The sequence below is a fragment of the Janthinobacterium sp. PC23-8 genome (assembly GCF_002250505.1).
Classification (GTDB): domain Bacteria; phylum Pseudomonadota; class Gammaproteobacteria; order Burkholderiales; family Burkholderiaceae_D; genus Janthinobacterium.
In genome coordinates this window covers 98309-121400 of record NZ_NJGY01000001.1, presented here as the reverse complement: position 1 = coordinate 121400, position 23092 = coordinate 98309, and the positions used below count along the sequence as shown (strand labels likewise).

Below are 23092 nucleotides of genomic sequence, written 5' to 3'. Positions count from 1 at the left end.
GATAACCATGAAGAACACCACACAATTTGCACCTGGCCGCGCGCTCGACGTGATCTGCCTGGGCCGCCTGGCGGTGGACCTGTACGCGCAGCAGATCGGCAGCACCCTGGAAGACGCCACCAGCTTCGCCAAATACCTGGGCGGTTCGTCGGCCAATATCGCCTTCGGCACGGCCCGCCTGGGGCTGCAGTCCGCCATGCTCTCAAAAGTGGGCGACGACCATATGGGCAGGTTTTTGACCGACACCCTGGCCAGGGAAGGCTGCGACATCAGCCATGTCGGCGTCGACCGCGACCGCCTGACGGCCCTGGTGATGCTGGGCATCAAGGACAAGGACACCTTTCCGCTGATCTTCTACCGCGAAAACTGCGCCGACATGGCGATCGAGCCGTCTTCATTTGACGCCGGCTTTATCGGCTCCAGCAAGGCCCTGTTGATCACCGGCACGCATTTTTCCACCGCCGCCATGCATGCGGTCAGCTCGCAGGCACTGAGCCTGGCGCGTGCCAATAATGTGCGCACCGTGCTCGATATCGATTACCGGCCGGTGCTGTGGGGCTTGTCGGGCAAGGCCGACGGCGAGACGCGCTTTGTCTCGAACGAGGGCGTCACGCAACATTTGCAGGGTATCCTGCCGCAGTTCGACTTGATCGTCGGCACGGAAGAAGAGTTCATGATCGCCGGCGGCGGCATGGATATCATGGCGTCCTTGCAAGCCGTGCGTGCCGTATCGGGCGCCACGCTGGTGGTCAAGCGCGGCCCGCTGGGTTCGGCCGTGATCGAGGGCACCATTCCCGCCAGCCTGGACGACGCTTATAACTATCGCGGCGTGCGCGTGGCTGTGCTCAATGTGCTGGGCGCCGGCGACGCTTTCCTGTCCGGTTTTCTGAAAGGCTGGCTGCGCGGCGAAGACTACGAAGCCTGCTGCCGCTACGCCAATGGCTGCGGCGCGCTGGTGGTGTCGCGCCACGGCTGCGCGCCGGCCATGCCGTCCAGCGTCGAGCTCGATTATTTCCTGGCCAATGCCGACAAGCTTGCGCATCCCGACCAGGATGCGACCCTGGCGCGCCTGCACCGCACGACCGTGGCGCGCAGGCAATGGGATGAGCTGTGCGTGTTCGCTTTTGATCATCGCACGCAGTTTTTCGAGCTGTCGCAGCAGGCCGGCGCCGGCGAGGCGGCCATCTCCACACTGAAACAATTGCTGGTCAAGGCCGTGGCGCAAACCGAGGATTCGCTGCACCTGGCCGGTAAAACGGGTGTGCTGATCGATGGTCGCTACGGCGTCGATGCCTTGAATGAGGCGACCGGGCGCGGCTGGTGGATCGGCCGTCCGGTGGAACTGCCGGGCTCGAACCCGCTGCAGTTCGACTGGGGCCGCTCGATCGGCTCGCACCTGATCAGCTGGCCGAAAGAGCACGTGATCAAATGCCTGGTGCAGCTGCACCCGGACGACGCGCCTGAAAACCGCCTGGAACAGGAAGCCCAGATCAAGGCCCTGTACGACGCGGCGCAAGTGAGTGGTCACGAACTGCTGCTGGAAATTATCCCGTCCGATGCCTTCCCGCAAGACGAGCACACCGTGCTGCGCGCCGTCAAGCGCCTGTACAACCTGGGCATTTACCCGGAATGGTGGAAGCTGGAAAGCCTCTCCGCCCAACAATGGCAGGCGATCGACGCGCTGGTGCACGAACGCGATCCCTACTGCCGTGGCGTGGTACTGCTCGGCCTGAACGCGCCGATTTCCGAACTGGCCGCCAGCTTCGAGGAAGCGCGGCACAGCACCACCTGCCGTGGCTTTATGGTCGGGCGCACCATCTTCCAGGAACCGAGCCGCCGCTGGCTGGCCGGCCAGATCGATGACACGACCCTGATCGCGCAGGTGCGCGCCAACTTCGAGCAACTCATAGGCCTGTGGCAACGGACCCGCAACCATCTGGAGCGTGCGGCATGAGTACGCAACACAAAACCATACGGCTGACCATGGCGCAGGCGCTGGTGCGCTACCTGGCGGCGCTGCGCGTCGACAGTGGCGAACCCCTGTTCGGCGGCGCCTTTGCCATCTTTGGCCACGGCAATGTGGCGGGCCTGGGCGAAGCGCTGTATCAATACAAGGACAGCTTTCCGACCTACCGCGCCCATAATGAGCAGGCGATGGCGCATGCGGCGATTGCCTATGCCAAAGCAAACATGCGCCGGCGCATGATGGCGGTCACCAGTTCCATCGGTCCCGGCGCGACCAATTTGCTGACCGCCGCCGCCTTGGCCCATGTCAACCGCCTGCCGGTGCTGCTGTTGCCGGGCGACGTGTTTGTGTCGCGCGCGCCGGACCCGGTATTGCAGCAGCTCGAAGATGGTGGCGATGGTAGCGTCTCCGTCAACGACGCCTTCAAGCCGCTGTCGCGTTACTTTGATCGCATTATCTATCCCGAGCAACTTCTCACAGCCTTGCCGCGCGCGATCGCCGCCCTGACCGATCCGGCCGCCTGCGGTCCCGTCACCCTGTCGCTGCCGCAGGATGTGCAGACCATGGCGTATGACTACCCGGAAGAATTTTTTGCGCCAAGGATCGTGCGTTTTCGCGCCATCCCGCCGGTGCAGTCCGAACTGGAGGAGGCGGCCGCGCTGTTGAAGAATGCCAAACAGCCGCTGTTAGTTGCCGGTGGCGGCGTGCTGTATGGCCAGGCAGGTGCAGCCCTGCGCGCGTTTGCCGAACGCCATGGCGTGCCGGTGGCGGAAACCCATGCGGGTAAAAGTTCCTTGCCGTGGGACCATCCGCTGCAACTGGGCGCCATCGGCGTCACCGGATCACCGTCCGCCAATGCGCTGGCCAGTCAGGCTGATCTGGTATTGGCGGTCGGCACGCGCCTGCAGGATTTTACGACCGGTTCGAACTCGCTGTTTGCCAGGGCCGAACTGCTCAGCCTGAATGTCAACGCTTTCGATGCCCTGAAACGCCGGGGACTCGCTGTGCAGGCCGATGCGACGCTGGGCCTGCAAGGTTTATCTGCGCTGCTGGGTGACTGGTCCAGCAGTAGCGAATGGCAAGAACTGGCGCAGCGCGAGGCACGCGGCTGGCGCGACACCGTCACGGCGATCACCGGCAAGCGCGAAGTGGCCGGCCTGCCATACGACGGCGAAGTGATCGGCGCCGTGCAACGTTCGTCCGGCACGTCGGCAGTCAACGATATCGTCGTCTGCGCGGCGGGCACCTTGCCGGCCGAACTCCATAAGCTGTGGCGCACGTCGACACCCGGTGGCTACCATATGGAATACGGCTACTCGTGCATGGGCTATGAGATCGCCGGCGGCCTGGGCGTCAAGATGGCCAGACCCGATGCCGACGTGATCGTGATGGTCGGTGACGGCAGCTATCTGATGATGAATTCGGAAATCGCCACCTCGGTCATGCTGGGCAAAAAGCTGATCATCGTGGTGCTCGACAACCGCGGCTACGGCTGTATCAACCGCCTGCAGCAGGCCTGCGGCAACGTGCCATTCAACAATATGCTGGTCGATTGCCTGCAGGCGGGCGAGGGCGCGCCGCGCATCGACTTCGCCCTGCATGCCCAGTCGCTGGGCGCCTTGTCCGAACATGTGGACGGTATTGCCGGGCTGGAGCAAGCGCTGGTGCGCGCCCGCGCCGCCAGCCGCACCTATCTGATTTGCATCGATACCGACGACACGCGCACAACGCAAGAGGGCGGTTGCTGGTGGGAAGTGGCGGTACCGGAAGTGTCGACCCAACCCGGCGTGCAAGCGGCACGCGCCCGTTATGAAAACGATCGCCAAGGACAAGCAAAATGACTACATGGAACGTCAAGATCGGCATCAATCCGATCTCGTGGATGAACGACGACCTGCCGAGCCTGGGCGGCGAGACGCCGTTGGAAACGGCCTTGAAAGAGGGCGCCGAGATCGGCTATGCCGGTTTTGAACTGGGCAACAAGTTTCCGAAAGAATCGTCCGCCTTGCGCGCCGTGCTCGGCAAATATGAGCTGGCCTGCGTCTCGGGCTGGTATTCGGGCCGCCTGGCCAGCCGCTCGGCGGAAGAGGAAATTGCCGCCGTCGGCCCTCATCTGCGGCTGCTGGCCGAAAGCGGCGCCACCGTGATGGTGTATGGCGAAGTGGCCGATGCGATCCAGGGCGAAGCGCGCCCGCTGTACAAACGCCCGCGTTTTCAAAGCCAGCAGCAATGGCAGGACTATGCCGACAAGCTGACCGTGTTTGCCAGACACCTGCTGGAGCACGGCGTGCGCCTGGCCTACCACCACCATATGGGCGCGTATGTGGAGTCGCCGGCCGATGTGGATCAATTGATGGCGCTCACGGGCGACGAAGTCGGCTTGCTGTTCGACACCGGCCATATCACCTTTGGCGGCGGCGACGCCCTGACGGTGCTGAACAAGCACATCGCCCGCATCTGCCATGTGCACTGCAAGGACGTGCGGCCGAACGTGATCAAGCTGGCGAGGAATGGTCACTGGAGCTTTTTGCAGGCGGTGATCAACGGCGCCTTCAGCGTGCCCGGTGACGGCAGCATCGATTTCCCCGGCATCCTGGCCGCCTTGTACCGCCACGGCTATCAAGGCTGGCTGGTGGTGGAAGCCGAGCAGGACCCGGCGGTAGCGCCCAGCTACCAGTACGCCAAGATGGGCCATGATTATCTTGCCAAATTGGTTGATGACATACCCCGCCTGGGACAGGAGGCCGGATGAGCAGCTTGCTGGTCAAGGCGCAAGCCGGCTCGACAATCGTCGAAGTCACGCCCGAATCGGCCGGCTGGACCCATGTCGGCTTTGCCGCGCACCGGCTGGCATCAGGCGAGCAGATCAGCCTGGAAACCGCTGGCCGCGAGCTGTGTATTGTGGTGCTGACGGGCACGGTGACAGTCAAGGTGGGCGAGCAGAGCTGGGAAAACATCGGCGAACGGCTGAGCGTGTTCGAAGACCGCGCGCCGGCGGCAGTCTACGTGCCGCGCCGCATGCGTGTCAGCATCACGGCCACCAGCGACGCCGAAGTCGGCCTGTGCAGCGCGCCGGGGACGTCCGACCGGCCGGTGCGGCTGATCGACCCGAACACCATGACGCGCTCGGTACGCGGCAAGGGCGCCAACACCCGTTATGTGCGCGATATCCTGCCGCAGACGGAAGCAGCCGATGGCCTGCTGGTGGTCGAGGTGGTGACGCCATCGGGCCACTCGTCGAGCTACCCGCCGCACAAGCACGACAGCGACAATATCCCGACAGAGAGTTCACTGGAAGAAACCTATTACCACCGCTTGAATCCCGCGCAGGGCTTTGCCTACCAAAGAGTCTATACGGACGACCGCAGCATCGACCAGGCGCTGGCGGTGGAAAACCACGATGTGGTGATGGTGCCGCGCGGCTACCACCCGGTCACCATGCCCTACGGCTACGACGGCTACTACCTCAATGTGATGGCCGGCCCGAAACGGGTCTGGCATTTTAAAAACGATCCGGCCCATGAATGGCTGATGAATAAATAAGCAAGGAAAAATGATGACAATCCCGACAATTGGCCACTTTATTGGTGGCAAGCCGATGGCCTCGCGCTTCGAGCGCACGAGCGACGTCTTCAATCCCGCCACCGGCGAAATCACCGCCAAAGTCGCCTTGGCCACCAGCAGCGAACTGAACGCCGCCGTGGCGGCCGCCCACGCCGCCTTCCCGGCCTGGTCGCAAACCTCGCCGCTGCGCCGCGCCCGTGTCATGTTCAAGTTCAAGGAATTGCTGGAAACCCACTCCGATGAACTGGCCGCCCTGATCACCGCCGAGCACGGCAAGGTGTTTACCGACGCCAAGGGTGAAGTCACGCGCGGTATCGAAGTGGTGGAGTTCGCCTGCGGCATCCCGCAAATGATGAAGGGCGAATACAGCGAACAGGTCGCCGGCGGCATCGACGCCTGGTCGATCCGCCAGGCGCTCGGTGTCTGCGTCGGCATTACGCCATTCAATTTCCCGGTGATGGTGCCGATGTGGATGTTCCCGATGGCGATTGCCTGCGGCAATACGTTTGTGCTGAAACCATCCGAGCGCGATCCATCGGCCAGCCTGCTGCTGGCGAAATTGCTCACGGAAGCGGGCCTGCCGGACGGTGTGTTCAACGTGGTGCAGGGCGACAAGGAAGCCGTCGATGGCCTGCTGCACCACCGGGACGTGCGCGCCGTCAGCTTTGTCGGTTCGACGCCGATCGCCGAATATATCTACGCTACGGGATGTGCGCAGGGTAAACGCGTGCAGGCCTTGGGTGGCGCGAAAAACCATATGGTGGTGATGCCCGACGCCGATATTCCGCAAACCGTCGACGCGCTGATGGGCGCGGCCTTCGGTTCGGCCGGCGAGCGCTGCATGGCCATTTCGGTGGTGGTGGCGGTCGGCAATGTTGCCGATCAATTGGTGGAAGCGCTGCTGCCACGCATCGCCGCCTTGAAAATTAGCCAGGGCATGGATTTGGCAGCGGAAATGGGCCCGGTGGTCACGCAAGTGCACAAGGATAAAATTACCGGCTATATCGCCACCGGCGTGAAAGAGGGCGCAAAACTGGCGGCCGACGGACGCGGCTTTGTGCTGCCCGGCCACGAAAACGGTTTTTTCCTCGGTGGCAGCCTGTTCGACCATGTGACGCCGGACATGACCATCTACAAGGAAGAGATCTTCGGCCCGGTGCTGTGCATCGTGCGCGTGCCCGATTTTACGACCGCACTGGACCTGGTCAACGCCCATGAATACGGCAACGGCACGGCGATCTATACGCGCGACGGCAATACGGCGCGCGAATACACGCACCGGGTGCAGGTGGGCATGGTGGGCGTGAATGTGCCGATTCCCGTGCCGATGGCCTTCCACAGTTTTGGCGGCTGGAAACGCAGCCTGTTTGGCGACCACCACGCGCATGGCCCGGAATCGGTGCGTTTCTACACGAAACAGAAAGCGGTGACCCAGCGCTGGCCGGCCTCGACGGCGGCGGGCGCCGAGTTCGCCATGCCGACGCTCAAGTAAATCGACATGGTTTGATTCTTGCTTGCTGCAGTGGCAATCGTTCGCCACTCCAGAGAGCCCATGAAGTCGAGTCGTATCCCGCCACATTCCGAGCGTCCCTTGCGCATCGTGGTCGTCAATACCATTGTCGAGCACGGTGCGCACACGGATCTGGCGCTGGCTGCCCAGGTACAGCGTGGCAATGCCCTGCGCATCGGCTTGTTGGAGGCCGGTTATGACATCATTGCCTCGCTGCCCGCCGACCTCTACCTGCCTGAGCGCATCGCCCAACTGCAGCCCGACCTGATCATTATCGACGCCGAATCCGACGCCCGCGACGTGCTCGAGCATATCGTCATCGCCACGCGCGACGAGCGCCGCCCGATTGTCCTGTTTACCGAAGACGGCGCCACCGCCAGCATCGACGCGGCCATGGAAGCGGGCGTGTCGGCCTATATCGTGGCCGGCCTGCAGTCCGAACGCATCGCGCCGGTGCTCAACGTGGCGCTGTCGCGCTTTCGCCAGGACGAGAAGCTGCGGTCCGAATTGATCGATACGCGTCACAAGCTGCAGGAGCGCAAGGTGATCGAGCGCGCCAAGGGCCTGCTGATGAGCCATCACGGCCTGACGGAAGAGCAGGCTTACCAGCGCCTGCGCACCATGGCCATGAACAAGAAGCTGAAACTGGCCGAGATTGCCCAGCGCATTCTCGATGTCGAGGACTTGCTGGGATGAGATATTTGTCGCCAGCGAGCGGGCTATCGTGGTGCACTGCACCAGCGCGGTGCATGAATGGCCGGGGCCAGCGCCAAATCACGGCGTGCCGCTGGCATGTTCTTTGCTGCTCAACCCATCAAAGTGGTTTTTTCAAGGATACGCATGACGCAGGGAACTGAAGGCGGCACATCGCTGAGCCGGGCGGCCAGGCCGGAAAAACAGTTGGTCCGTATCGGTTATCTGCCGCTGACCGATTGCGCCTCGCTGGTGATGGCGTCCATCTTGGGCTTCGATGAAAAGCACGGCATCAAGATCGAATTGAGCCGCGAGACGTCGTGGGCCGGCGTGCGCGACAAGCTGGGCAATGGAGAACTCGACGTGGCCCATGTGCTGTACGGCCTGGTATTTGGCGTGCAGATGGGCATCGGCGGCCAGCAGCACGACATGGCCGTGCTGATGAACCTCCATCATAACGGCCAGTCGGTGGCCCTGTCGGCGGAGCTGGCGCGCGCCGGCGCCGTCGATGGCCCGTCGCTGGCGCGGCAGGTGCGCAGCAGCGCGCGTCTGCCTGTCTTTGCGCATACCTTTCCGACTGGCAACCACGCGATGCTGCTGCATTACTGGCTGGCCGCGCACGGCATCGATCCGGTGCGCGATGCGCGCGTGATGACGGTGCCGCCGTCGCAGATGGTGGCGGCCTTGCGCGCCGGCCAGATGGACGGCTTTTGCGCCGGCGAGCCGTGGGGCTACAAGGCCGTGGTCGACGGCGTGGGCGTGACGGCCGCCAGCAGCGGCGCCATCTGGCCCGACCATCCGGGCAAGGTGCTGGGCGCCAGCGCCGCGTTTGCCCACGCCCATCCGAATACCTGCCGCGCCTTGATCGCCGCCGTGCTCGAAGCGGGCCGCTGGATCGATGCCAGCGATACCAACCGCCTGCAGATGGCGGCTGCGCTGGCCGCGCCCGACTATCTGAACACGCCGCAGGAATTGCTGGCGCCGCGCATCCTCGGCCACTACCAGGACGGCTTCGGCAAGACCTGGAACGAAGGCCATGGCTTGCGTTTCCATGGTGGCGGCGCGGTCAATTTCCCGTATTTATCCGACGGCATGTGGTTCATGACCCAGCACCGGCGCTGGGGCCTGCTGCGCGACGAACCCGACTACCTGGCCGTGGCCAGGCAGGTCAGCCGGATCGACCTGTACCGCCAGGCGGCCGAAATCACGGGCACGCCGGTACCCGCCAGCACCATGCGCGCCTCGACCCTGTGCGATGGCGTGCTGTGGGACGGCAGCAACCCCGAGCAATACGCGGCCGCGTTCCCGATCCGCCACTTTTTTTAAAGTTTTACTGAAAGCAGGAGAAGCACTCATGGCACAAGCACTCATGGCACAAGGCTACGTTACCCTGGTAGGCGCCGGTCCCGGCGACCCGGACCTGCTCACCTTGAAAGCCGTCAAGGCCATCGCCGCCGCCGACGTGGTGCTGATCGACGACCTGGTCAACCCGGCCATCCTGGCCCATGCGTCGCCCGGCGTGCGGGTGGTGGAAGTGGGCAAGCGCGGCGGCTGCGCCTCGACCCCGCAGGCATTCATCGAACGGCTGATGCTGGCCGAAGCGCGTGCCGGCCTGCACGTGGTGCGCCTGAAAGGAGGCGACCCCTATCTGTTCGGGCGCGGCGGCGAAGAGCGCGCCTACCTGCGCAGCCATGGCGTGCGGGTCGAGGTGGTGCCCGGCATCAGCAGCGGCCTGGCCGCGCCGACTGCCGTCGGCGTGCCGCTGACCCACCGCAGCTGGAGCCAGGGCGCGATTTTTGTCACCGGCCACGGCAAGGATGCGGCGTGCGAGCCGAACTGGGCGGCGCTGGCGCAAAGCAGGCTGACCCTGGTGATCTACATGGGCGTGGCGCGCGTGGCGGCTATCCAGGCGGGCCTGCTGGCGGGTGGCATGGCGCCCGGCACGCCGGTGGCGGTGGTGCAATCGGCCAGCCTGGACGCGCAGCGCCAGTTGCTGAGTACCTTGCAGGATTTGCCGCTAGCCCTGCAAGCGAGCGGCCTGGGCAGCCCCAGCATTATCGTGGTGGGCGAAGTGGTGCGCTGCGCCGATGCCTGGGATGCGCATGGCGCCAACGCACTGGCTGCGGCGGGCTGACGGGAAATTTTTTGCTGCATGTGTATTGTTTGCAGGCTTTGATAGTATCCTCACGACAAGCGGGGGGCTGGCGCCCGCAGGTTGAGGAACCGGAAGAAGCGATCGACAATGCACACTCTGAGCAAGAGCTGGACGGTATTACAAGTAAAGATATGGCTTGGCGGCGCGCTGTTGGCGCTGGCAATCGGCGGCGCGCTGTATGCCGGCGCGCTGCGCACCATCAACGACGATGCGCGCCAGCGCTTCGACAATCTCGCCTATGGTGCCCAGCAGAGCCTGGTGGCAAGGGTGAAAAGCTATTCCGACCTGCTGCGCGGCATGGAGTCGCTGTTACGCACCAATGAAAACTTGTCGCGCAAGCAATTCCACGATTATGTGTCCGGTCTCGATATCGCGCGCCAGTTCCCGGCCGTCGAATCGCTGAACTATGCCGTCGCCGTGCCAGCGAGCCAGCGCGACGCCTTTGTCGACGCCGTGCGCGCCGACGACAGCCTGGTGCCGGGCGGCTATCCCGCCTTCGATATCCGTCCGCCAGGCCAGCGCGCGCACTACACCGTGCTGACCTTCCTGGAACCGGCTTCGCTGGTGGCCGAGCGCCAGGGCGTCGATATCGGTGCCAACCCGGCCATCGCGCAAGCGCTGGAGCAGGCGCGCGACAGCGGCGAGATCAGCGCCTCGGGCCAGATCATCATGATCAAGGGGCCGCCGGCCTTCATCGGCCTGGGCATGCGCCTGCCCGTCTACCGCAACGGCATGCCGCGCGCCACGGTCGCCGAGCGCCGCGCCGCCTACAAGGGTTCGGTCGGCATCGGTTTTGGCGTGGCGCAACTGGTGCGCAGTGCGCTCGAAGGCAATACCTTGCAGCCGCTGCACCTGACCTTGTACAGCGCGGCCGCGCCGGTGGCGCCCGGCGCCAGACTGCGGCTGGCGCCGGAAGACCGGCTGCTGTTCAACGATCATGGCGACCTGACGGCCGCCGCTTTCATGCCGGGCCAGGACAGCGCCTATTTCGACGAACTGCTGCCGATCGAATACCACGGCGGCGTCTGGAAAGCCCATTTCCGTGTGCGCAAGAGCGAGCTCTACAGCAATTTCGACCGCTACCTGCCGACGCTGGCGCTGCTTGTCGGCATGGCCGGCACGCTGCTGGCCTACGGCTATATCCTGATGCTGTACCGCTCGCGCCGCAGCGCCATCGGCCAGCGCATGCTGCTCGACACGGTGCTCGACAGCGTCGACGCCTATGTCTACATGAAGGATGAACAATTGCGCTTTCGCTATGTGAACGCGCGCATGCTGGAGATCCTCGAGCGGCCCGTCGAGCAGATCCTGGGCCGGCAGGCGGGCGAACTGATCGGCGAGGATCTGGCCGCCGTCTTCCATGGCCGCGAACAGCAGATCTGCGCCACCGGCGTCAAGTACGTGGGCGAAGAACGTTTCGTGGACATGCACGGCAAGGTACATCATTTCTGGAGCGTGAAAGTGCCGATGGGCCTGCCCGGCGCCGTGACCGGCCTGATCGGCCTGTCCACCGACGTGACCGAACTGCACCGGCTCAAGGAACGGGCCGATGCGGCCAGCCAGGCCAAGAGCGACTTTTTGTCGAACATGAGCCATGAGATCCGCACGCCGATGAACAGCATTATCGGCATGGCCCATCTGGCGTTGAAATCGGTGATGGACGCGCGCCAGCGCGACTACTTGCAGAAAATCTACCATTCGGGCCAGCACCTGCTGGGCCTGATCAACGACATTCTCGATTTTTCCAAGATCGAGGCCGGCAAGCTGGAGCTGGAGGTCAGGCAGTTCCGGCTCGACACCTTGCTGGCCAATATCTCGAGCCAGCTGGGCGAGGCGGCCAGCGCGAAAAGCCTGCGCCTGCATTTCGATATTGCGCGCGACCTGACGCAGCGCTGGTGCGGCGACGCCCTGCGGCTCGAACAGGTGCTGCTGAACCTGACCAGCAACGCCATCAAGTTTTCCGACCATGGCAATGTGTTCGTGCGCGTGCGTCCCGTCGAGGAGGGCGCGCGCCATGCCCTGCTGCGCTTTGACGTGCAGGACAGCGGCATCGGCATGAGCCAGCAGGAAGTGGCGCTGCTGTTCCGCTCCTTTCACCAGGCCGACACCTCGACCACGCGCAAATATGGCGGCAGCGGCCTGGGGCTGGTGATCAGCAAGCAGTTGGCCGAGCTGATGGGCGGCAAGGTGGGCGTGCACAGCCAGCCCGGACTGGGCAGCACCTTCTGGTTTACCGCCCGCCTGGACAAATACACGGGCGTGCCCGAAGACAGTGCCAGCGACAACGAGCCGCCGCTGCTCGACGTGATACGCGGCGCCTCCATCCTGCTGGTGGAAGACAATGTCTTCAGCCAGCAGGTGGGCTGCGAACTGCTGGAAGACGCGGGCGCCATCGTGCGCGTGGCCAACAATGGCCGCGAAGCGCTGGAACTGCTGGCCCAGCAAAGCTACGACTGCGTGCTGATGGACGTGCAGATGCCCGAGATGGACGGCTTCGAAGCGACGCGCCGCATCCGCGCCGACCCGCTGCTGGCAGGCCTGCTGGTGATCGCCATGACGGCCAATGCGGGCAGCGAAGACAGGGTGCGCTGCCTGGAGGCGGGCATGGATGAATTCCTGACCAAGCCGATCGCGCCCATGCTGCTGTTCCAGTTACTGGCCAAATGGCTGCGCCGGCGTGGCGGCATCGGCAACGTGGCGCCGGCGCCCGCCTCCGTGGTGACCGCCGCCGGCGCGCGCGAGGTGGAGGTGCTCGACGTGGCGGCCTTGTCGCTGACCTTCAGCAACGATCCCGTCAAGATGCGCAAATACGCCCAGCTGTTTCTCGATACGGCGCGCGACGGCCTGGCCGAAATGGAACAGGCGCTGGCGCTGGAAGACATCAACCGCCTGGCCGACCTGGGCCACCGCACCAAGTCGTCGGCGCTGGCCGTTGGCGCCAATGCGTTTGCGGCGCTGTGCCTGGCGCTCGAAGGCCTGCGCCGTGGCGGCGACCTGGCGCAGGCGCGCGCGCTGATGGCGCAAATGGGGCCGGCGCTGGCCAGGGTGGCCGAAAAAATTTCGCGCGATTTTGCCAACAGCGACGCCACCTGACGCGGGCAGCGGCGATAATAGGCGCCTGCCCACCCTGAACGTCACCGCATGCACACTCCCATCACGCCCGGCCTGTTGATTTTGCATGGCAACGAGCTCGAGCACCTGCGCAGCGCCGTTTTCCAGTGGCTGCGCAAGCATCCGCTGGCGCCCCTGGAAACCGATATTTTCCTGGTGCAGTCGAACGGCGTGGCCGAGTGGCTCAAGATCGCGCTGGCCGAGGAAATGGGCGTCTGCGCCGCCACCCGCATCGCCCTGCCGGCGCGCCAGTTGTGGCAGAGCTACCGGGGGATGCTGGGTGCCGAGCGCGTGCCGACGATATCGCCGTTCGATAAATCGCCGCTGACCTGGCGCCTGATGCGGCTGCTGCCGTCGCTGCTGGCCGATCCGGTTTTTGCACCGCTGCGCTATTTTCTCGCCGATGGCGATTGCGAACGGCGGCTGCAGCTGGCCGAACGACTGGCCGACCTGTTCGACCAGTACCAGGTCTACCGTGCCGACTGGCTGGCCGACTGGGCGGCCGGGCGCAATGTGCTGAAAACGGCGCGTGGCGAGGACATCAACCTCAAGGACGAACAGTTGTGGCAGCCGCAGCTGTGGCGCGCCGTGCATGCCGATGTCGACGCCTCGCGGCGCGAGACGGGCCGCGCCGATATCCATGAGGCTTTCCTGGCGGCGGTCGCCGCCGGCGAGGAGCCGGTGGGCAGGCTGCCGCGCCGCGTGGTGCTGTTTGGCGTCTCGGCCTTGCCCTACCAGACCTTGCAGGCGCTGGCGGCGCTGGCGCGCCATACCCAGGTGGTGCTGGCCGTGCCCAATCCTTGCCAGTACTACTGGGGCGACATCATCGAAGGGCGCGACCTGCTGCGCGCCAGCTACAAGCGCCAGCGGCAGCGCAACGGCCACGACCTGGGCGAGCTGCCGCTGGAAGCACTGCATGCGCACAGCCATCCCTTGCTGGCCAGCTGGGGCCGGCAAGGGCGCGACTTTATCCGCATGCTCGACGAATTCGACGAACAGACGCACGCCGAAGGGCGCGACGACAGCCTGCGCATCGACCTGTTCGGCGACGGGCCGGGCGTGACCCTGTTGCAGCAGGTGCAGGTGGCGATCCGTGAACTGCGCCCCCTGGCCGAACATGAACAGGTGCCGCCCGAGGCCGGCGACCGCTCGATCGAATTTCATGTCGCGCACAGCGTGCAGCGCGAAGTCGAGGTGCTGCACGACCAGCTGCTGGCCATGTTTGCCGACAGCGCAGGGAGCGGCCTGCGCCCGCGCGACGTGGTGGTGATGGTGCCCGATATCGACGTGTTCACGGCGGCGATCCACGCCGTCTTCGGGCAGCACCGCCGGCTTGATCCGCGCTTTATTCCGTTCGAGATCGGCGACGTGAAGGACCGCAGCGTCAACCCGCTGCTGGTCGCGCTCGAATGGCTGCTGCGACTGCCGCTGCAGCGCTGCCGCCAGAGCGAGGTGCGCGACTTGCTCGACGTGCCGGCGCTGGCCGCGCGCTTCGGCCTGCAGGCGATGGATCTCGATACACTGGGCGCGTGGATCGAAGGATCGGGCATACGCTGGGGCCTGGATCGCGAACACCGCGCCGGCCTGGGCCTGGGCGCGGCCGGCGAGCAGAACGCGTGGATCTTCGGCGTGCGGCGCATGCTGCTCGGCTACGCCAGCGGCGCCGGTGACGCCAGTTTCGACGGCATCGAGCCGTATGCGGAAGTGGGCGGCCTCGACGCCGCGCTGGCCGGTTCGCTGGCGCAGCTGGTCGAAGCGCTGCTGCACTGGCGCGCCGTGCTGGCGCAGGCGCGCACCCCGGGCGACTGGGGCGTGCAGGCCAGGGCGCTGCTGGCGGGTTTTTTCGATGCCAGCGACGAGGGCGACCGATTGAGCCTGGCGCAGCTGGAAGGCGCGCTGCAGGGCTGGCTGGAAACCTGCGAGCATGCCGGCTTTGCCGACGCCGTGCCGCTGGACGTGCTGCGCGTGGCCTGGCTGGGCGCGCTCGACGAGCCGACCCTGAACCACCAGTTCGTCTCGGGCGGCGTGACCTTCTGCACCCTGATGCCGATGCGTGCCGTGCCGTTTCGCGTGGTGTGCCTGCTGGGCATGAACGATGGCGACTTTCCGCGCCGAGCGCCGAAGGCCGATTTCGATCTGCTGGCGCTGCCCGGCATGGCGCGCCCCGGTGACCGCTCGCGCCGCGACGACGATCGCTACCTGATGCTCGAAGCGCTGCTGGCGGCGCGCGACAAACTGTACGTGAGCTGGGTCGGGCGCAATGTGCGCGACAATTCCGAACAGCCGCCGTCCGTGCTGGTGTCGCAGCTGCGCGACTACCTGGCCGCCGGCTGGTCGCTGGACCGTCATTTGAGCACGCTCACCACCGAGCATGCGCTGCAGCCGTTCAGCCGCCGCTATTTCGAAGACGGCGGTCTGTTGACCTATGCCGGCGAATGGCGCATCGCCCATGCCGATGCAGGCCAGGCGCCGCAGTTGCTGGCGCTGGGGCCCTATGAGCTCAACCCCGACACCCGTTTGAGCCTGGGCGAGCTGGCCAGTTTCGTGCGCCAGCCCGTCAAGTATTTCTTCCGCCGCCGCCTTTCCGTGCACTTTGCCGATGCCGCCATGCTGGGCGAGGATGAAGAGCCGTTTGGCCTGAATGCGCTCGAGCGCTACGTGCTGGAAGACGCCATGCTCAAGGGCGCAAAAGATCTGGAAGCGCTCGGCGAGGTACACGGCAAGTTGCGCGAGCGCGCCGATGAGCTGGTACGGCAAGGCGTATTGCCGATTGGATTGATTGGCAAACAGGTAGTAGAGCAATTGGTGCAGGCACTGGTGCCGGTACGCAGCGCCTGGCTGACGCTCTGCGCCGCCTATCCGCTGGCTGCGGAAAAAAGAGCGATTTCGCTGCCGTTTGGCGAGCTTGCGATGGAAGACTGGCTCGATAAACTCCATGGCAATGGGGTCGAGACGATCTGGCTGGAACAAATGTCCTCCAGGGTCACCGACAAAGAGGGGCAGGCACGCGGCGACAAATTGATACTGATGTGGCTGCGCCAACTGGCCTCGGCGGCCATCGGCTTTCCCGTTACCGGTTTCCTGGTGGCGCGCGACGCCATCGTCAGCATGGCGCCGCTCGACCCGGCCGCCTCGCGCGAAACGCTGGCGAGCTTGCTGGCACTGTGGCGCGAAGGCATGAACCACCCGCTGCCGACGGCCTGCAAGACGGGCCTGGCGCTGGTGCAGGGCGGCGATCCGCGCGCCGTGTATGACGGCCGCTTCGAGATGGGCGGCGAGCGCGAGGAATTGTGCCTGGCCCGGCTGTGGCCCGAATTCTCGGCCCTGGCGCTTGAAGACGCGTGGCAGGACTGCACGCGCGAATTGTATGGTCCGCTGGCCGACTGGCTGCGCCAGCAGGTCACCGTGGACCCGATCACGGGCCTGGCTGAAGAAGGAGAAGCACCATGAGCAGCCATGTATTGAATCCGCTGGCGTTTCCGCTGCACGGCTCGCGCCTGATCGAAGCGTCCGCCGGCACCGGCAAGACCTGGACCATCGCCGCGCTGTATGTGCGGCTGGTATTGGGCCACGGCGAAGACGGCACGGCTTTTGCGCGCCCGCTGCTGCCGGCCGATATTCTGGTGATGACGTTTACCCGCGCCGCCACGCGCGAACTGTCGAACCGGGTGCGCGAGCGCCTGATCGAGGCCGCAGCGTATTTTCGCAATGAATCCAATGGCAGCGACCCGTTTCTCGATGCGCTGCTCGACACCTGCCCGGACGAGAGCGCGCGGCAAAAGGCGGCGCACCGGCTGATGCTGGCCGCCGAAACCATGGACGAGGCGGCGATTTTCACCATCGACGCCTGGTGCCAGCGCATGCTGCGCGAACACGCCTTCGACAGCGGCAGCCTGTTCGACGAGGAACTGGTCAGCGACGAGCAGGCCCTGTTCGAGGATGCGGCCCACGATTACTGGCGCCAGCAGGTCTATCCCTTGCGCGAGCAGGCGCTGGCCGTGCTGCTCGATTGCTGGCCCGATGTGGCGGCGCTGAAAAAAGCCGTGCGCGAACTGGCGCGCCGGCCCGGCATGATGGTGATGGCGAGCGACGAATCGCTGTCGTCGCTGGTCGATCGCGAACAGCAGGCGCTCACTGCGCAACTTGCCGGCCTGAAACAGGGCTGGGTCGCGCGCGCCGACGCGATGGCAGCGTGGATTGACGGCCACCGCGCCGCCAACCCCAAATGCTTCAACGGCGTCAAGATGAAGCCCGACAACCTGGCCAAATGGTTCGATGGGTTAAGGCGCTGGGCGCAGGACCCCTTGCTGTTGCTGCCGGCCGTCACCGCCAAGGCCTGGGAGCGCCTCACACCGTCCGGCATCGAGGACGCGTTTGCCAAAAATTTTACCGCCAGCGTGCCCGGATGTTTTGAGCACACGGCGCAGCTGGCGCAAGACCTGGCGGCCATCACGCCGCTGGCCCATACCCTGCACCTGCACGCGGCTGCAAAGATCGCGCGGCGCATGGACCAGCTCAAGCGCCAGTCGCGCCAGTTCGGCTTTGCCGACATGCTGCAGCGCCTGCACGACGCGCTGGCCGGCGAAAATGGTGCCGCGCTGCGTCAGCGCATCGTGGAACAATATCCGCTGGCGATGGTTGACGAATTCCAGGATACGGCCCCGGCCCAGTACCAGATCTTCAACCTGCTGTACCGGATTGCCGACAACGACCCGGCCTGCGGGCTGTTCCTGATCGGCGACCCGAAGCAGTCGATCTACGGCTTTCGCGGCGCCGACATTCAAAGCTACCTGGCGGCGCGGCGTGCCACCGAAGGGCGCCACTACCAGCTGGGCACCAACTACCGCTCGACGGCGCCGCTGGTGGCGGCCGTCAATCAATTGTTCCTGCACGCCGAGCGGCCCGAGGTGCCCAAGGGTGCCTTCCGTTATCGCCACGGTGACGATAATCCGCTGCCCTTCGAGGCGGTCGAGGCCAGGGGCAGAAATGAACGGCTCGTCAACAGTGATGGCGCGCTGCCGGCCCTGCTGGCCGCCTGCGCCAGCGACGAGTCGCTGCGCGGCGACAGCTACCGCAGCTACTTTGCCGATCACTGCGCCGAGCATATCGTCGCCATGCTCAATGACCCGCAAGCCGGTTTTGACGGCCCAGACGGCTTTGCGCGCCTGCAGCCGGCCGATATCGCCGTGCTGGTGCGCGACCGCAAGGAGGCCGGTGCGGTGCGCCGTGCGCTGGCGCGCCGGCGCGTGGCCAGCGTGTATTTGTCCGACAAGGACTCGGTGATCGACAGCGAAGAGGCGCAGGACGTCTTGCGCTGGCTGGCGGCGCTGGCCAATCCGCTCGATGGCGCCCTGGCGCGCGCCGCCTTTGCCACCGGCACCGTCAACCTGCCGCTGGGCGAACTGGCGCGGCTGTCGAGCGACGAACTGGAATGGGAACGGCGCATCGAGCAGTTAAAAGCCTTGCACCTGATCTGGCAGCGCCAGGGCGTGCTGGCCATGCTGCGCCGCTTTATCCACGAGTTGCAACTGCCGGCCATGCTGTTGCGCCAGACGGGCGGCGAACGGCGCCTGACCAATCTGCTGCACCTGGCCGAACTGCTGCAGTCGGCCAGCCGCCAGCTCGATGGCGAACAGGCGCTGATACGCTGGCTGGCCGAGCAGATCGAAGGCGGCGGCGAGAGCGGCGACGAACGCGTATTGCGGCTCGAAAGCGACGCCGAACTGGTCAAAGTGATCACCGTGCACAAGTCGAAGGGCCTCGAATATCCGCTGGTCTACCTGCCGTTCGCCGTCACCGCCCGCAAGGCGGAAAAGCGCAACCGCAGCTTCGTCGACTATGCCGACCAAGAGGGCGAACGCCACCTGGACCTGTCGCTGTCGGACCAGGCGATGGCTTTTGTCGAGGAAGCGCGCATCGAGGAGGACTTGCGCCTGCTGTACGTGGCGCTGACGCGCGCGCGCCATTTTTTGTGGCTGGGCGTGGCCGCGCTGGCGGCGCGCAAGGCGGGCGACAATACCCTGCATGAATCGGCGCTCGGTTACCTGCTGACGGGCGGCGACCAGCTGCCGGCCGGGCAATTGCAGCAGCGCTGGCACGAAGTCTGTGGCGGCTGCGACGCGATCGCCATTGCCGGCCTGGCGCAGCCCGGGCCCGCCACCTTGTTGAACCGTATCGAGCACCGTCCCCAGTTGCGCGAGCCGCCGCAATTTACCGGCCGCTTCGAGCGCGACTGGTCGGTCGGCAGTTTTACCTCGCTTACGCGCCAGATCGGCGCCGTGGTCAGCCATGTGCCGCAGCGGGCGCTGGAAGAAACCTTGCTGGAGGACGCTAGCAGCGTGGCGCCCGCCGCCAGCCTGACGGCGCCGCAGACGGCCGATGCACCGTGGCACCGTTTTCCGCGCGGCTCGCTTGCCGGGACCTTCCTGCACAATCAGCTTGAATGGATGGGTGGCGAAGGTTTCGATTGCGTCCGTCAATCGACTTTTGACGAACGCCTGGCCAGGCGGTGCGCCCAGGCCGGCTGGGGGCACCGCCAGGAAGACGCCATCGCCTGGCTGCGCGAGGTCGCCATCACGCCGCTGCCCTTGCTGGACGCGCCGCTGGCGGCACTCGACAGCACCTTGCCGGAGATGGAATTCTGGTTCCCCAGCGAGCACCTGGCCACGGAGCAGCTGGACCAGCTGTGCACGCGCTTGCTGTTGGGTGGCGCGCCGCGCCCGGTGCTGCCACGGCGCCAGCTGCACGGCATGCTCAAGGGCTTTGCCGACCTGGTGATCGAACGCGAAGGCCGCTACTGGGTGCTCGACTACAAATCGAATGCCCTCGGCAACAACGACGCGGCCTATCACACCGAGGCGCTGGCGGCCGGCATGGCGCAGCACCGCTACGATATCCAGGGCGCCATCTATATGCTGGCGCTGCACCGCTTGCTGAAAAGCCGGCTGGGCGAGCACTACGATCCGGCGCGCCAGCTGGGCGGCGCAATTTTCCTGTTCTTGCGCGGCATCGCCAACCCGGACACGCACGGCTGCTACTGGCTGGCGCCGCAACTCGAGTTGCTCGACGGCCTAGATCAATTACTGGAAAACACGCATGCATAACCCCACCGTGGAACCCTTGCTGGCCTTTTTCGATGGCGTGGCCGATGCGGGACTAGTGCGCCGCCTGGGCGCGGCGTTCGCGCGCTTTGTTGCCAGCCTGGCGCAAGGCGAAGTACAAGCTGCGGAGGCGCCGGCGCTGGTGGTGGCCTGCGTGGTGCTGTCGGAACTCGAAGGGCGCGGCCACAGCTGCGTGATGCTGGCCGAGCTGGCGCATGCGCCGTCGCAGCTGATGGGCTGGACTGACGAGCAATGGCAGGCCGTGCTGGCCGTGTCCGGGCCGCTGCCCGATACGCTGGAGGAGTGGTGCGCGCTGCTGGCCAGGGCGCCGCAAGTGTGGTCGGCCGGCGTGGCGGACACCCATCAACCGCTGGTGCTCGACGGCGAGCGCCTGTATTTGCGCCGCTACTGGCGCGACGAAACGGCCGTCGGCATGGCCATTGCCGCGCGCGCCTTTGATACGGTGGCGCCACCATTGCCGCAAGTACGCCAGTGGCTGGACCTGCTGTTCGACCGGCCGCCCGAAGGCGGCGGGCCGGACTGGCAAAAGGTCGCCTGCGCCATCGCCCTGCGCGGCAAGGTGGCCATTATCACGGGCGGCCCGGGCACCGGCAAGACCTATACGGTAGCCAGTTTGCTGACCTTGCTGTTTGCTGTCTCGCCGCAGCCGGAGCAACTGCGCATCGCGCTGGCCGCGCCGACCGGCAAGGCGGCCGCGCGCCTGAAACAGTCGATCGACCAGGCGCTGGCGGGGCTGGCAAAAAAAGTGGGCGCAGCAGTTGGCAATGGCCTGCCCCTGATGACGCTGGCGCAGCGCATGGGCGCGGCGCGCACCCTGCATAGCCTGCTGGGCGCGCGGCCCGGCACGCGCGCGTTTGCCCACCATGCCGGCAACGCGCTCGACGTGGACGTGTTGATCGTCGACGAGGCGTCGATGGTGCACCTGGAGATGATGGCCTCGGTGCTGGACGCCTTGCCGCCGACCGCCATATTGATACTGCTGGGCGACAAGGACCAGCTGGCGTCGGTGGAGGCGGGCGCCGTGCTGGGCGACCTGTGCCACGATGCGCAGGCGGGCGGCTATGATGCGGCCACCATCGCCTATGCGCAGGCGGCCAGCGGCGTGGCCATTCCCGCCGGCTTTGCAGGCAACGCCGGCGCACTGGCCCAGCAGACCGTGATGCTGCGCCACAGCCACCGTTTCGGCGGCCCGATCGGAGAACTGGCGCTGGCCGTCAACGATGGCCGGCCTGACCTGGCCAAGGCGTGTTTTGCCAACGACGGCGAGAACAAGGTGGCCTGGCGCGTGCCGGCCCAGCCTGAAGAGGTGCTGCGCCTGGCGCTGGCTGGGCGCACGGGGGCGCCGGGCGGCTACCGGCCTTACCTGGAACTGGTCAAGGCGGGCAGCGAAGGCCACGACAGTCACGACGACTGGGTGCGCACCGTGCTGCACAGCTTTGAAGCGTTTCGCATCCTGTGCGCCGTGCGCGATGGCGAATGGGGCGTGGCGGGGCTCAATACGGCGATCGAGCTGCGCCTCGAGCGCGAAGGCCTGCTGCGCCGCGCCGAGTGGTATGTGGGCCGGCCCGTGATGGTCACCCGTAACGACTACGGCACCGGCGTGTTCAATGGCGATATCGGCTTGACCCTGCCGGACCCGGCGCGCCCCGCTTCGCTGCGCGTGTATTTCCTCGAAGGCGAGAAGGTGCGCAGCGTGCTGGCCACCCGCTTGCGCCAGGTGGAAACGGCGTTTGCCATGACGGTGCACAAGTCGCAGGGCTCGGAATTTCGGCATACGGTGCTGGTGCTGCCGCAGGAAGGCGGCGCCATGCTGGCGCGCGAACTGGTCTACACGGGCATCACGCGCGCGCGCGACTTTTTTACGCTGGTGTCGCCGACGCAGGCGGTGCTGTTCGACGCGGTCTTGCGCCGCACGCAGCGCGCCAGCGGCTTGCGCGGGCTGATCTCTTAGATCGGCACCATCGGCTTTGGCCCCAGTGCGGGCGCCAAGGCGGGAGCCAAGGCGGGAGCCAAGGCGGGAGCCATTTGCCTGGCCAGCTCCAGAAAGGCATTGGTGGCGGGCGTGTTCTGGCGCCGGTCGCGCACGGCCAGGCCCACCTTGCGCATCACGGGCGGGTCCAGCGGCAGGGCGACGAGCTCCGGATACTGGCTGGCCAGATGCTGCGGCAGCGCCATTTCGGCGACGATGGAGACCCCGGTGCCGCGGCTGACCATGTCGAAAATCGTGATCATCTGGCTGATATGGTAGGGCACGTCGGGTTTCAGGCGGGCGTTGGCGAACAGCGGTTCGATCAGCGCCGCGCAGCCGGCTTCGGACATGATGAAGGGGTCGGCGCACAGCTGCGCCAGCGTGACGCTGGTATTGCCAGCGAGCGCATGGCTGCGCGGCAGCAGCGCCATCATCTGGTCTTCCACCAGCGGCATGGTGTCGAAACGCTCGTCGGGCAGCACCAGGAAGCCCACGTCGACCCGGCGCTCGCGCAGCCATTGCAGCACTTCATGGTCGGCGCCCTCGTCGATGCGCAGCTCGATGCCCGGATAGCGCTGCCTGAACTGCGCGGTGATTGCCGGCAGCAGATTCAACGAGGAGGTGGCGCCGAAGGAGCCGATGCGCAGCGAGCCCTGGCGCTGGCCCAGCACGTCGGCCGCTTCCTGGCGCATCGCTTCGGACAGGCCAAGGATTTCGCGCGCGCGCAGCAGCAACTGGCGGCCCACCTCGGTCAGCTCGGCCGAGGCCTGGTGGCGCACGATCAGGTCCACCCCCATTTCCTTTTCCAGCGCCTTCAAGGCATGCGAGACGGCCGACTGGCTGATGCCCAACTGCATGGCGGCGGCGGAAAAGCCGCGCAGCTCGGCTACCAGGGTAAAAATTTCCAGTTGCGTGAAGGTCATGGACAGGTCGCTGTGGGTTATGAGTAATTGCTCATTATTTCATGAGCTGATATTAGTATTAATATATACGCACACTACCC

The 23092-nt window shown here is 65.6% G+C and carries 13 protein-coding genes; 12 read left to right on the top strand and 1 reads right to left on the bottom strand.

The window, feature by feature from the left end:
• The first annotated feature begins 7 nt into the window (after window positions 1-7).
• The 12 genes from iolC to recD all read left to right on the top strand — a co-directional run bounded on the left by iolC (window position 8) and on the right by recD (window position 22071).
• Window positions 8-1954: a 5-dehydro-2-deoxygluconokinase gene (gene iolC, locus CD932_RS00555; RefSeq protein WP_094440935.1), complete on the top strand. Its 1947-nt coding sequence runs from the start codon at window positions 8-10 to the stop codon at window positions 1952-1954.
• Entirely contained in the window at window positions 1951-3807 is a 1857-nt protein-coding gene (gene iolD / locus CD932_RS00550; protein WP_094440934.1) for a 3D-(3,5/4)-trihydroxycyclohexane-1,2-dione acylhydrolase (decyclizing), read from the top strand. The genes iolC and iolD overlap by 4 nt, the downstream gene beginning before the upstream one ends.
• A complete protein-coding gene (gene iolE / locus CD932_RS00545; RefSeq protein ID WP_094440933.1) occupies window positions 3804-4718 on the top strand; it encodes a myo-inosose-2 dehydratase in 915 nt (304 codons plus the stop codon). The genes iolD and iolE overlap by 4 nt, the downstream gene beginning before the upstream one ends.
• Window positions 4715-5509 carry a 5-deoxy-glucuronate isomerase gene (gene iolB, locus CD932_RS00540; protein WP_094440932.1) on the top strand — a complete coding sequence of 265 codons (795 nt, stop codon included), beginning with the start codon at window positions 4715-4717 and terminating at the stop codon, window positions 5507-5509. The genes iolE and iolB overlap by 4 nt, the downstream gene beginning before the upstream one ends.
• 13 nt (window positions 5510-5522) lie before the next feature.
• Entirely contained in the window at window positions 5523-7022 is a 1500-nt protein-coding gene (locus tag CD932_RS00535; protein ID WP_094440931.1) for a CoA-acylating methylmalonate-semialdehyde dehydrogenase, read from the top strand.
• A gap of 60 nt (window positions 7023-7082) precedes the next feature.
• Complete coding sequence (locus tag CD932_RS00530; RefSeq protein ID WP_094440930.1) at window positions 7083-7736, top strand: ANTAR domain-containing response regulator; 654 nt, start codon at window positions 7083-7085, stop codon at window positions 7734-7736.
• 144 nt (window positions 7737-7880) lie between these two features.
• On the top strand, window positions 7881-9059 hold the full coding sequence (locus CD932_RS00525; RefSeq protein ID WP_094440929.1) for a CmpA/NrtA family ABC transporter substrate-binding protein: 1179 nt from the start codon (window positions 7881-7883) through the stop codon (window positions 9057-9059).
• Window positions 9060-9087: 28 nt separating this feature from the next.
• Window positions 9088-9867: a uroporphyrinogen-III C-methyltransferase gene (cobA, locus tag CD932_RS00520; RefSeq protein ID WP_094440928.1), complete on the top strand. Its 780-nt coding sequence runs from the start codon at window positions 9088-9090 to the stop codon at window positions 9865-9867.
• Between the two features lie 108 nt (window positions 9868-9975).
• Window positions 9976-12981 carry a CHASE domain-containing protein gene (locus CD932_RS00515; RefSeq protein ID WP_094440927.1) on the top strand — a complete coding sequence of 1002 codons (3006 nt, stop codon included), beginning with the start codon at window positions 9976-9978 and terminating at the stop codon, window positions 12979-12981.
• A gap of 48 nt (window positions 12982-13029) precedes the next feature.
• Window positions 13030-16449, top strand: a complete 3420-nt coding sequence (gene recC / locus CD932_RS00510) for an exodeoxyribonuclease V subunit gamma (RefSeq protein ID WP_094440926.1) — start codon at window positions 13030-13032, stop codon at window positions 16447-16449.
• Window positions 16446-20102, top strand: coding sequence for an exodeoxyribonuclease V subunit beta (gene recB, locus CD932_RS00505; protein ID WP_094440925.1), 3657 nt, complete (start codon window positions 16446-16448; stop codon window positions 20100-20102). Before recC ends, recB begins: the two co-directional genes overlap by 4 nt.
• The gene (gene recD / locus CD932_RS00500; RefSeq protein ID WP_094440924.1) at window positions 20095-22071 is read left to right on the top strand and encodes an exodeoxyribonuclease V subunit alpha; all 1977 of its coding nucleotides are present in this window, start codon (window positions 20095-20097) and stop codon (window positions 22069-22071) included. Before recB ends, recD begins: the two co-directional genes overlap by 8 nt.
• Here the strand turns inward: recD and CD932_RS00495 are convergent.
• On the bottom strand, window positions 22068-23012 hold the full coding sequence (locus tag CD932_RS00495) for a LysR family transcriptional regulator (protein WP_094440923.1): 945 nt from the start codon (window positions 23010-23012) through the stop codon (window positions 22068-22070). The genes recD and CD932_RS00495 overlap by 4 nt on opposite strands.
• Window positions 23013-23092 lie beyond the last annotated feature (80 nt).

Bases quoted from the DNA above. Each gene is read 5' to 3' on its own strand.
- iolC (WP_094440935.1), top strand. From the start codon at position 8: ATGAAGAACACCACACAATTTGCACCTGGCCGCGCGCTCGACGTGATC.
- iolD (WP_094440934.1), top strand. From the start codon at position 1,951: ATGAGTACGCAACACAAAACCATACGGCTGACCATGGCGCAGGCGCTG.
- iolE (WP_094440933.1), top strand. From the start codon at position 3,804: ATGACTACATGGAACGTCAAGATCGGCATCAATCCGATCTCGTGGATG.
- iolB (WP_094440932.1), top strand. From the start codon at position 4,715: ATGAGCAGCTTGCTGGTCAAGGCGCAAGCCGGCTCGACAATCGTCGAA.
- CD932_RS00535 (WP_094440931.1), top strand. From the start codon at position 5,523: ATGACAATCCCGACAATTGGCCACTTTATTGGTGGCAAGCCGATGGCC.
- CD932_RS00530 (WP_094440930.1), top strand. From the start codon at position 7,083: ATGAAGTCGAGTCGTATCCCGCCACATTCCGAGCGTCCCTTGCGCATC.
- CD932_RS00525 (WP_094440929.1), top strand. From the start codon at position 7,881: ATGACGCAGGGAACTGAAGGCGGCACATCGCTGAGCCGGGCGGCCAGG.
- cobA (WP_094440928.1), top strand. From the start codon at position 9,088: ATGGCACAAGCACTCATGGCACAAGGCTACGTTACCCTGGTAGGCGCC.
- CD932_RS00515 (WP_094440927.1), top strand. From the start codon at position 9,976: ATGCACACTCTGAGCAAGAGCTGGACGGTATTACAAGTAAAGATATGG.
- recC (WP_094440926.1), top strand. From the start codon at position 13,030: ATGCACACTCCCATCACGCCCGGCCTGTTGATTTTGCATGGCAACGAG.
- recB (WP_094440925.1), top strand. From the start codon at position 16,446: ATGAGCAGCCATGTATTGAATCCGCTGGCGTTTCCGCTGCACGGCTCG.
- recD (WP_094440924.1), top strand. From the start codon at position 20,095: ATGCATAACCCCACCGTGGAACCCTTGCTGGCCTTTTTCGATGGCGTG.
- CD932_RS00495 (WP_094440923.1), bottom strand. From the start codon at position 23,012: ATGACCTTCACGCAACTGGAAATTTTTACCCTGGTAGCCGAGCTGCGC.